11 protein-coding genes are annotated in these 9,283 nt (G+C 59.7%); 6 read left to right on the forward strand and 5 right to left on the reverse strand.

The features are described 5' to 3' along the window. Positions 1-13 precede the first annotated feature (13 nt). Genes INQ47_RS24970 through phnE form a run of 4 tightly spaced genes read left to right on the forward strand, consistent with a single transcriptional unit; the run spans position 14 to position 3,259 of the window. Entirely contained in the window at positions 14-868 is an 855-nt protein-coding gene (locus INQ47_RS24970) for a putative selenate ABC transporter substrate-binding protein (protein ID WP_252458447.1), read from the forward strand. Continuing rightward, on the forward strand, positions 865-1,674 hold the full coding sequence (locus tag INQ47_RS24975) for a phosphonate ABC transporter ATP-binding protein (protein WP_404702841.1): 810 nt from the start codon (positions 865-867) through the stop codon (positions 1,672-1,674). Before INQ47_RS24970 ends, INQ47_RS24975 begins: the two co-directional genes overlap by 4 nt. Further along, the gene (locus INQ47_RS24980) at positions 1,668-2,495 is read left to right on the forward strand and encodes an ABC transporter permease (RefSeq protein ID WP_003248575.1); all 828 of its coding nucleotides are present in this window, start codon (positions 1,668-1,670) and stop codon (positions 2,493-2,495) included. Before INQ47_RS24975 ends, INQ47_RS24980 begins: the two co-directional genes overlap by 7 nt. Then, the gene (gene phnE / locus INQ47_RS24985) at positions 2,492-3,259 is read left to right on the forward strand and encodes a phosphonate ABC transporter, permease protein PhnE (RefSeq protein WP_404702842.1); all 768 of its coding nucleotides are present in this window, start codon (positions 2,492-2,494) and stop codon (positions 3,257-3,259) included. The genes INQ47_RS24980 and phnE overlap by 4 nt, the downstream gene beginning before the upstream one ends. A gap of 37 nt (positions 3,260-3,296) precedes the next feature. Here the strand turns inward: phnE and INQ47_RS24990 are convergent, their stop codons facing one another. Beyond that, on the reverse strand, positions 3,297-4,190 hold the full coding sequence (locus tag INQ47_RS24990) for a bestrophin family protein (RefSeq protein WP_252458443.1): 894 nt from the start codon (positions 4,188-4,190) through the stop codon (positions 3,297-3,299). Positions 4,191-4,461: 271 nt separating this feature from the next. Here INQ47_RS24990 and INQ47_RS24995 point away from each other — a divergent pair, with 271 nt between their 5' ends. After that, positions 4,462-4,707, forward strand: a complete 246-nt coding sequence (locus INQ47_RS24995) for a type II toxin-antitoxin system RelE/ParE family toxin (RefSeq protein WP_392525231.1) — start codon at positions 4,462-4,464, stop codon at positions 4,705-4,707. Further along, entirely contained in the window at positions 4,704-5,000 is a 297-nt protein-coding gene (locus tag INQ47_RS25000) for an addiction module antidote protein (protein ID WP_404702843.1), read from the forward strand. The genes INQ47_RS24995 and INQ47_RS25000 overlap by 4 nt, the downstream gene beginning before the upstream one ends. A 10-nt stretch (positions 5,001-5,010) precedes the next feature. Here INQ47_RS25000 and INQ47_RS25005 read toward each other — a convergent pair whose 3' ends face one another. The 4 genes from INQ47_RS25005 to INQ47_RS25020 form a co-directional block, all read right to left on the reverse strand. Further along, the gene (locus INQ47_RS25005) at positions 5,011-5,490 is read right to left on the reverse strand and encodes a GNAT family N-acetyltransferase (protein WP_404702844.1); all 480 of its coding nucleotides are present in this window, start codon (positions 5,488-5,490) and stop codon (positions 5,011-5,013) included. A 168-nt stretch (positions 5,491-5,658) separates the two neighbouring features. After that, complete coding sequence (locus tag INQ47_RS25010; RefSeq protein WP_404702847.1) at positions 5,659-6,306, reverse strand: trypsin-like peptidase domain-containing protein; 648 nt, start codon at positions 6,304-6,306, stop codon at positions 5,659-5,661. Between the two features lie 382 nt (positions 6,307-6,688). Next, positions 6,689-7,348 carry a DUF6680 family protein gene (locus INQ47_RS25015; protein WP_404702845.1) on the reverse strand — a complete coding sequence of 220 codons (660 nt, stop codon included), beginning with the start codon at positions 7,346-7,348 and terminating at the stop codon, positions 6,689-6,691. Between the two features lie 266 nt (positions 7,349-7,614). Next, positions 7,615-8,388, reverse strand: a complete 774-nt coding sequence (locus tag INQ47_RS25020) for a hypothetical protein (protein ID WP_404702846.1) — start codon at positions 8,386-8,388, stop codon at positions 7,615-7,617. Between the last annotated feature and the right edge of the window lie 895 nt (positions 8,389-9,283).

Raw genomic sequence — 9,283 nt, forward strand, 5'->3', positions numbered from 1 at the left:
CCGGAGAACACCCATGCTCAACCGCCCCCTGGCGCTCGCCGCCGGCCTCGTGCTGTCTTGCTGTGCCGCTGTCGTTCAGGCCGCAGAAACCCTGCGGGTCAGCGCCATCCCCGACGAAGCGCCGACCGAACTGCAGCGCAAGTTCAAGCCTTTGGGTGAGTACCTGGCCAAGCAATTGGGCATGGACGTGAAGTTCGTACCCGTGGCCGACTACCCGGCGGTGGTCGAGTCGCTGGCCGCAGACCGCCTAGACCTGGCCTGGCTGGGGGGCTTCACGTTCGTTCAGGTGCACCTGAAGGACCCGACCGCTACGCCACTGGTACAACGTGAGCAGGACGCACAGTTCACCTCCAAGTTCATCACCGCCAACCCCGACGTGAAGAGCCTGACCGACCTGAAGGGCAAGTCGTTTGCCTTCGGTTCCATTTCGTCCACATCGGGCAGCCTGATGCCGCGTTACTTTATGCTCAAGCAGGACAATATCAAGCCTGAGGAGTACTTCGGCCGCGTGGCCTATTCCGGCGCCCACGATGCCACCGTGGCCTGGGTGCAGGCTGGCAAGGTCGATGGTGGCGTGCTGAACGCCAGCGTGTGGCAGAAGCTGGTGGATGCCGGCAAGGTCGATACCACCAAGGTGAAGGTGTTCGCCACCACCCCGACCTACTTCGACTACAACTGGACTGTGCGCGGCAACATGGACCCGGCGTTGAAACAGAAAATCAAGAAAGCCTTCCTGGACCTCGACCCGAGCAACCCGGAGCACAAGGCGATCCTTGACCTGCAGGCCGCCAGCCGCTTCATCGAGACCAAGCCTGAGAACTACAAGGGCACCGAACAAGCTGCACGCGAGGCCGGCCTGCTCAAGTGACAGCTTCGAATGCGGCAATTCATCTGCACGGTGCCAGCCTGCGCCATGGCCAGGTACGCGCGCTTGACGCGGTGAGCCTGCGTATCGCGCAGGGCGAGCGTGTCGCCATCATCGGGCCGTCGGGGGCGGGCAAGTCCAGCTTGCTGCACCTGATGGCCACGGCCATCCAGCCCAGCAGTGGGCGCCTGGAGTTGCTTGGCGAGCAGCCTTGGACACTTTCGGCAAGGGCACGCCAGCGCCTGCGCGCGCGGGTTGGCCTGGTGCATCAGTCGCCGCCTTTGCCACCGCGTCAGCGGGTGGTGACTGCGGTGCTGGCGGGGCGCCTGGGGCAGTGGGGTACGCTGCGCGGTTTGCTCAACCTGCTGTGTCCCAGCGATGTGCCGGGGGCGCGCCAGGCGTTGGCCGAACTGGGCCTGGCCGACAAGCTGTTCGTGCAGTGTGGGCAGTTGTCCGGTGGCCAGTTGCAGCGGGTGGGCATTGCTCGGGCGTTGTACCAGCGGCCGCAGGTGCTGCTGACCGACGAACCGGTATCGGCCATGGACCCGGTGTTGGCCGACCACAGCCTGGCCTTGCTCAATCGCCATGCCCAAGCCACAGGCGTGACGTTGGTGGCGAGCCTGCACGCCGTAGAGCTGGCGCTGGCGCATTTTCCGCGGGTGATCGGTATTCGCGAAGGGCAGGTTGTGTTCGACTGCCCGGCGGAAGCTGTCACCGAGCAGCTGCTGGAAGCACTGTACGCCAACGAACAACTGGCTCCGCCGCCAACCCAGGGGCCGACCCTGACCGTGCAGATTCCGCGATGCTGAAGGCCGACGCCCGCGACCCGGCGCTGCTGCCGCGGTTGCTGCTGGCCCTGTTGGCGGTGGCAGTACTGTGGCCGGCTATCCAGTCAAGCGAACTGAACCCTGGGGTGCTGTTGCAGGCGGACAACCGTCAGCAGATTGCCAGCTTTACCAGCGCCTTCTGGCCGCCGGCACATGATGCCGATTTTCTTGCGCTACTGTATGAAGCCACTTTGCAGACCCTGGCCGTGGCGACTGCCGGCATGGCGCTGGCGTTGTTGTTGGCGATCCCGGCTGGCTTGCTGGCCAGCCGTGCCTTGTCCTTGCGTGCCGCTTCACGCGGCGGGCGGGCCGGGTTCTGGTCGCGACTGTTGCGCCTGCCGGTGCGCGGGCTGCTGATTTTCCTGCGTAGCGTGCCGGAGATCGTCTGGGCGTTGCTGTTCGTGCGCGCCGTGGGGCTGGGGCCGACGGCGGGCGTACTGGCTATCGCCATCACCTACAGTGGCATGCTCGGCAAGGTTTACGCCGAAATATTCGAGTCGGTCGACCAGCGCCCGGCGCATGCCTTGTTGCAGGCGGGCAGTGGCCGGCTGGCGGCGTTTTTCTACGGCATCCTGCCCAATGCCGCCAGCGAAGTGGTGTCGTACACCGTGTACCGCTGGGAGTGCGCGGTGCGGGCTTCGGTGGTGATGGGCTTTGTCGGGGCTGGCGGGCTGGGCCAGCAGATCGACCTGTCGATGCGCATGTTTGCGGGTGCGCAAGTGGCGAGCATGCTGTTGACGTTCTTGTTGCTGGTGATCCTGGCCGACCTGCTCAGCCGCCTGCTGCGCTGGAGGCTGGCATGAACCGGGTGATCAACTTGGTGCTGTTGGGTGCCATCGTGTCAGCGGTGGTGGCCTCGTTCGCATACTTGGAGCTGGACCTGCACGCACTGGTCGGCAATGGCGGGCTGGGGCAGATGGGCGAGTACGCCGGGCGCTTCCTGCAGCCGGATCTGTCTGCGGGGCACCTCAAGGCGGTGTGGCGCGGGGCGCTGGAAACCCTGGCCATGTCTGGTATGGGCACCTTGTTGGCAATGGTATTGGGGATGTTGCTGGCACTGCCGGCGGCGGGCCGCTTCGGTTGGCCGTTGCAAGGGGCCGCGCGTTTGCTGCTCAATGCCTTGCGTGCCATTCCTGAACTGGTGTGGGCAGCGCTGACTGTGCTGGCGGCTGGGCTGGGGCCGAATGCCGGTACCCTGGCTTTGGCGTTGCACACCGCTGGCGTGCTGGGGCGGCTGTTTGCCGAGGCGCTTGAAAACGCCCCGCCCGAGCCGGCGGCGGCGATCCGTTTGCAGGGGGGCAGCCAGGTGGCGGCGTTCTGCTTTGGTACCCTGCCCAACCTGTGGCCGCAGTTGCTGGCCTACAGCTTGTACCGCTGGGAGAACAACATCCGCATGGCAAGTGTGCTCGGGTTCGTCGGGGCGGGCGGGTTGGGGCAGATGCTGTACACCACCTTGAGCCTGTTCCAGGAGGCCCAGGCCAGCACGGTGATCATCGGTATGCTGGTGTTGGTGTTGCTCGTGGATCTGTTGAGTGATGTATTGCGTCAGCGTTATGTACGGGCCTGATGGGTAGGCGGGGTAGCAAGGCATCCCCAAAAATCTCTCAGACGCCTACGGCCTCGGCACACTGCGCCTCCCGCTGCATCGACTCCAGGTTGCGCTCGATCGTCTCGCAGATGGTATCCATCTGGATCTGATGCTCACTGAACCTGAACGGGCTCTGCAAATCCGTGCCGATGCGCTCGATAGCCAGCAACATGAACCCCACCACCGTCGACGCCAGCGGCGTGAACCAACCCAGCGACTCCACCAGCCCCACCGGCACGATCAGGCAGAACAGCGTGATGAACAGCCGTGGGAAATACACGTAGGGGTAGGGCAATGGCGTATTGGCAATCCGCTCCATGCCGCCCTGGGCGTTAGACAGGTCTACCAGCGTCGACTCCAGCCGCGCCAGACGAATGCTGTCCAGTCGCCCGGCCTGGTATTCCCGCGCCAGCAAGGCTGCCGAGCCGCCGAGAATGTCATTGGCGAAATTGTTCGAGCGGTTGCGCCGTTCGAACTCCGCCGGGGGGATGAAGGCCATCAGCTCCTCCGGGCAGCTTTCGCCTTTCAAGTGCGCCGCCAGGCAGTTCACATAGGCGATATGCCGGCGCAGCAGAGTGGCCTTGACCGGGTTCAGGCCGTCATCCGGGTCATCGATCAGCGTCAGCGTCTGCCGGGCGAAGCTGCGCGAACTGTTCACCAGCGCGCCCCACAGGGTACGAGCCTCCCACCAGCGGTTGTAGGCGCTGCTGTTGCGAAAACTCACCAGCACCACCAGGGCTGAGCCCAGCAGGGTCAGCGGGATCAGTGGCAGGGTGAACTTGCTGTTCAAGAACAGCATGAAATCGAGGGTGACCAGCACATCCCAGATCAGCAGCCAGAACAGCGACCAGCCGATATAGCCGATGGTCTTCACCACCAGGCGGTACTTGCGGGCGATGACGTCTTTCACGCGGGGGCACCTCGAAACGCGGGGGATGCAGGATGGGACGCCGAGGCTCGTCGAAGGTTCGAGGGTTGAATGTTGCAAGGGATTTTGTAGCTGAAACGAAGGGAAAAATCCGACCAGCCTATCAGATGTGCCTGAATTCCTGATTCAGCTCAAAAACGACAGAGTGGGCCGCTTCAATCCCTGAATGGGTGTATCCATAAGGATACGATTGGGTGACCACTTGATGTTTCTCGTTGAACAGACGGAAAGCTTTGCCGCTTGGCTATAGAGCTTGAGAGATTTGAGGGCCAGGCTGGCGATAGGTCGTAGGCTGGAGCGAGCAGCGGCGGGCAATCTTGGTGACTTCAAGTGGCTTGGAGGCGGTATTGGTGAGCTTCGCATCGACGTAGCTGCCGGTTATCGCGTCTATTTCACGCAAAAGGGGCAGAGGTTGGTTTTACTGCTGGTCGGCGGCGACAAGTCCACCCAGGCCGCGGACATCCTCAAAGCCAGAAAGCTGCTGAAGGAGATGAAATGAGCGAAAAATTGATCCCGTTTGATATGGCAGCCTTGTTGAGCAGCGATGAGGCAATCAGTGAATACCTTAGCCAGGTGCTATCAGATGGCGATACCGAGAAAATCATTCGAGCACTTGGCCATATCGCTCGTGCACGGGGCATGACACATATTGCTACGGAGAGTGGGCTGGGTAGAGAAAGCCTGTACAAGGCGCTGAGCCCTGGCGCGAAGCCTCGTTTTGACACTGTATTGAGGGTCATTCGTGCTCTGGGGGTGGACCTTCTCGTTCGGCCGCATGTAATGACCCGCTGATCCAGCTCGGTTAAGTCAGTATTTGCTTCATCTGCACCAACGCTACCCGCGTGCCGTCCCACGACTGCCGCTCCTCGATGCCGAACGGTGTGAAGCCTAGCTGTGGATAAAGCAGCAGGCCGGCGGTGTTGTGATTGAAGCATGACACCCAGACCTCCCGGGCGCTGTACTGCTGGCGGGCGAGGTCGATCATGGCCGTTACCAGATAACGCGCTACACCAAGGCCGCGGGCGCTGGGGGCCACCACTACGTTGCCCAGGGCACATACGCCGCCATGTTCGGCTTTGTAGAAATTGGCGAAGGCCAGGACAGCGCCGTTACCTTCCACTACCGTGGAGCCGCTGCGTTGGGCTATGGCGTCGCTCAGCTGGTTGGGGGTGAGGGGGGCGGTGGCTTTGGGGAACATGTAGAACAGTTCGTCCGGGCTCTGCGGGAAGCTGCAGATAACGGGGATGTCTTCTGGCCGGATGGGGCGGTGGGTCAGGTGCATGGCAGGTCCTTCTCGCGTTGGCTGGCAGGGCCTCTTCGCGGGTAAACCCGCTCCCAGGTACTGCACAAGGCTCAAATCCTGTGCAGGCCCTGTGGGAGCGGGTTTACCCGCGAAGAGGCCATCAGCCTCACATCATAGGCCGCTTTCCATCCAACACCGCGCCCCGATTCACGGCTTGGCGGCCACCGCCACGTAGCCTTTGATCGCAGCCGGTGCCTGGGGCTTGGCCTTGTGCGCCAGCAGGTACTGATAGCGTCGCCATTCCTTGTCGATTTCGCTGAACGACATGAACACGCTGATACGGTCCTTGCCGACCAGGTCCGGGCGCTTGCCCGCGTCGATCTCGCTGGTGGGAATGATCGCGACGTTGATGCCTACCACCTTGCCGTCATCGGCAAACACAGGCCCGCCCGACATACCCTTGGTAATCGGGCCGTCGTGCACCGAGTAGAAAACGCTGCCCGGCGTACCTTCAAGCCGTACCAGCGACGACAGCGCATGGCCCTTGCCCTGCATCGGCATCATGAAACTGTTGAAGCCCACCGCCGTCACGGCTTCCCCTGGCACGTACTGGCGCCAGTGCGGCACGTTGCTGGCCTTGTGCTTGAAGAACACCACGTCACCCAGGCCCTCGTGGACCACGTTGCGCAGGAAGGGGGTGTGTTTGGCAGTTACTGCGTAATCCTCGTTCCACTGGATGGCGCTTGCCATCAGCAACATGGGCAGCGGGGCACCTGATGTGACCACGAACGCCTGGTTGTAGACGGGATCTGAAACGTAAGACGTTGGCACTCCATTGCACCCACTGAGCAGCATCATTGCCGCCATGCAGGGCGCGATTGTTTTCATGTGACACACATTGCGTGGAGAAAAGGGAGCGCTACTATGGCTAAGTGCCATTACGCTAACAATACTTTCGGAATATATCTGACGAATGACAGCTTAAGCGCCAGTGCCAAGCGCGGCCAATAGAATGCAGGCATGTGGGGAGGCGCGGGAGTCAGGAGGGCGGCGCCAATGTCGGGCGTGAATCGCAGGCACAAAAAAACCGACCATAAGGTCGGTTTTTTCCGGATTTTGGTGCCCGAGGGAGACTCGAAATCAGTTCTGTGGGTCTTTAAAAATGGTGCTTTCGTTGAGTAGGTTGTTTTTTCTACTCACAATCCTACTCATACTTACGAGCATGGCATTACACACTTTAAGCATTAGTATCGGTGTCGGGCTGCTTAGGTGATTTCTCAAGATGAACACCAACCGTGGTTTTCCCGGAAATGATACGGGCTACGCCTTCATGCAGGCTTATCTGCGCCTGAGCAAAGTCGGGATCCGTAGGGAGCTCCGTGACCCTCATACTCAACGGTTGATCTCCAGACAACACCTTCAGAGCAAGCTGCCTAACCTGGTGCTGCTCGTTCTCCATATCGGCAAGGCCCTTCGGAATGTACGCCCCGTTGCGGAGCAAGATCCTGTCGTACCTTAAGCCCAAGTCTGTTGCCATTGCACCCAACAGGGCGATCAAATTCTCGTCCTGCTTTTCCCTCCAGCGTTCAAACGTATGCTCGTTGCATGTCGTATTGAGGTGATCGAGGTGGTCTCTCCAGGCTTCAAGGACCTCAGTTTCAGTTGAGCTTCGGCTCCGGGCTCCTCCCGCGAAAGCTAGATCAATCATGTTGAGGGCCTCCACATGCATGGGCGAGAGACGAGTCGCTCTTGTGGACATAAGGATTGAGAAAATACGCATCTTCTGTTCGCGCTGGCCCTGCCTGCGCTCTATGTACTTTTGGGTCTGAACCGCAAGAACCGGGCCTACGAGAGCGGCAAACACAGTTCCCACACCTATCCAAAAAGCCGGTTCCATTTCGGAGTCTCCCTAATATTGGATAGAGCATTTTGCCATCTTCAGTGCGCCTCGTCGCTGCTTGCAATGCTCCTCAGCGGGAGAGGGAAGGGCTACAAGGGAGCTGCGTTTTCGGCTTGGAGCCTCTGGGACTCCCCTAAGGGTAAGGTTGCAGGTTCAATTCCTCCCTGGGACGCCATATCTTCTGCCCCCAGTAGCCAGATTCAAGGCAAATGAGACTGAGCCATGGGTACGGTGTGGGTGCCACTGCTGTTGCATTCGATCCATCACCAGTTATCCGCTACTGCTTTAAGCACTTCATTCTCGATGTTGTGAAGCTCCATTAGGTTTGCTAGGCGCTCACCCACAGTGGAGAGGCTGGTGTACCTTGGTAGCGTTTCGGTGTCTTTGAACTTCTGATCCCAGGGGGATGGTGGGCGCTGGTAGAACAGCTGCCTTTGCTTGAGATCCTCAGCCTGGACAGCCAGGCTCTCGGTTTCTGAAGAAACTCCTTCTGCAATCATCCAACACCGTTCTCGGAGCTTGTAGTCTCGCTTTTGTTTTTTAGTGCAGAGCCCGAGCAGGCATAGTTGAGTGTAGGTCAGCGACTCAGCAATGCTTAGCAGGTAGTTTGCCTCTGAGCGTTTGATGGAGCTTTCAAACACTAGGTTGGCGTAAAACTTCGCGAGGAGAGGGAGTTTGAGTTGCTCATGCTCTTGTTTCGCACTCAGTAGAACACCCTCGAAAATCTCCTCCGCAGCAGAGACCGTAGTGGCTCCGTCGTCGAAGAAATCATCGCTTCTGATCGGCTCAAAAAGCTGCCGCTCGCGGATACCGTCGATGCTCAGTGCGGCAACACCTGCAACTCGTTGCTCTTCTTTCGGTGATAGGAACCGATTGGCGAGGTCAGTTAATACAATCACGCAAGTTTCGCTTACCGCAGCTCCAAGGGCAGCACCTAGTACGTTTCCTTCAGGCCCGGTTAGAGAACCGATTGCGCCTCCAACAGCCGCCCCACCAATTTTTTGGCCTTTTGTCAAAAGGCTTCGATAGTCCTTCATCAGTTTTTCTCGCTCACGATTTTATCTGGGCCCTGATCCCGAAGGCGTAGGACCGTAGTGGTGGAGCAGTTTGCCTAGCTGGCTGTCGCGCGAATTCCGAGGCCGGCCGCAGCAGTTCGATACCTGCTTTGCAGCTCATCGTCAACCGGTCGGACCTCATAATTGGCTGCCGCTATAGCCTTCTGGGTTGCGTTGGTCAAGCGTTCGCGGGTTGCTCGTAATCTTTCTCTAGCGGGTGTCCTCAAATCTGAGGACACCCTACAATCAATCCGGTGGATATCACGGAAACTATTGCAGGAGGCAGCCATGCCTGAGCAGGAAAAGTGTTCGAGGTGACGATTTCGTGGCGGCGAGGCAGTAAGGACAAGCCTAGGGAAACGAATATCTATACCATTGGACATGGCTGACTACGCTGGAGCTAGTGAGCTTGGGCGTGACCCGGTGATTGGGATAGCTCGTAGCTTGGAGGCGTGGAAAAGAGCCTCTCCAGCCTCACAGGCACCAAGCGCCTCAAAGTAGACCTCTATACAGCTACCGATAGATCCGAGGGTAAACGCCGGGTGGCGAGAGCGTTTCGTCGCATGCGGCGATCACGTGCCGTAAGCCAGGCTTCGCAGGCGCAGGAAGGAATCGGCGAAAACTCTGACCCCGGGCCTACTCCTCAGGGCTGAGACGCTCGACTGTAATTTTGAAGGGTGTACGGGGTGCCTCCTCCTGAAGCCGCCGAGGAGTCTCGACATACGGCCGTCGCCAGTATCAGGATTATTTGTAAGCGCTCCATGAACCCCACATTCAAAGCGCTTACCTGATCCCCGATGCTGTGCTCCCGATTTCTTTCTGGAGCTCGCCGACCATGATGCGACCCGACGCCAAAGTCGAAAAAGTGTACCTCTAC

It is taken from the genome of Pseudomonas sp. 3HC3, assembly GCF_044904505.1.
Taxonomy (GTDB): domain Bacteria; phylum Pseudomonadota; class Gammaproteobacteria; order Pseudomonadales; family Pseudomonadaceae; genus Aquipseudomonas; species Aquipseudomonas putida_Y.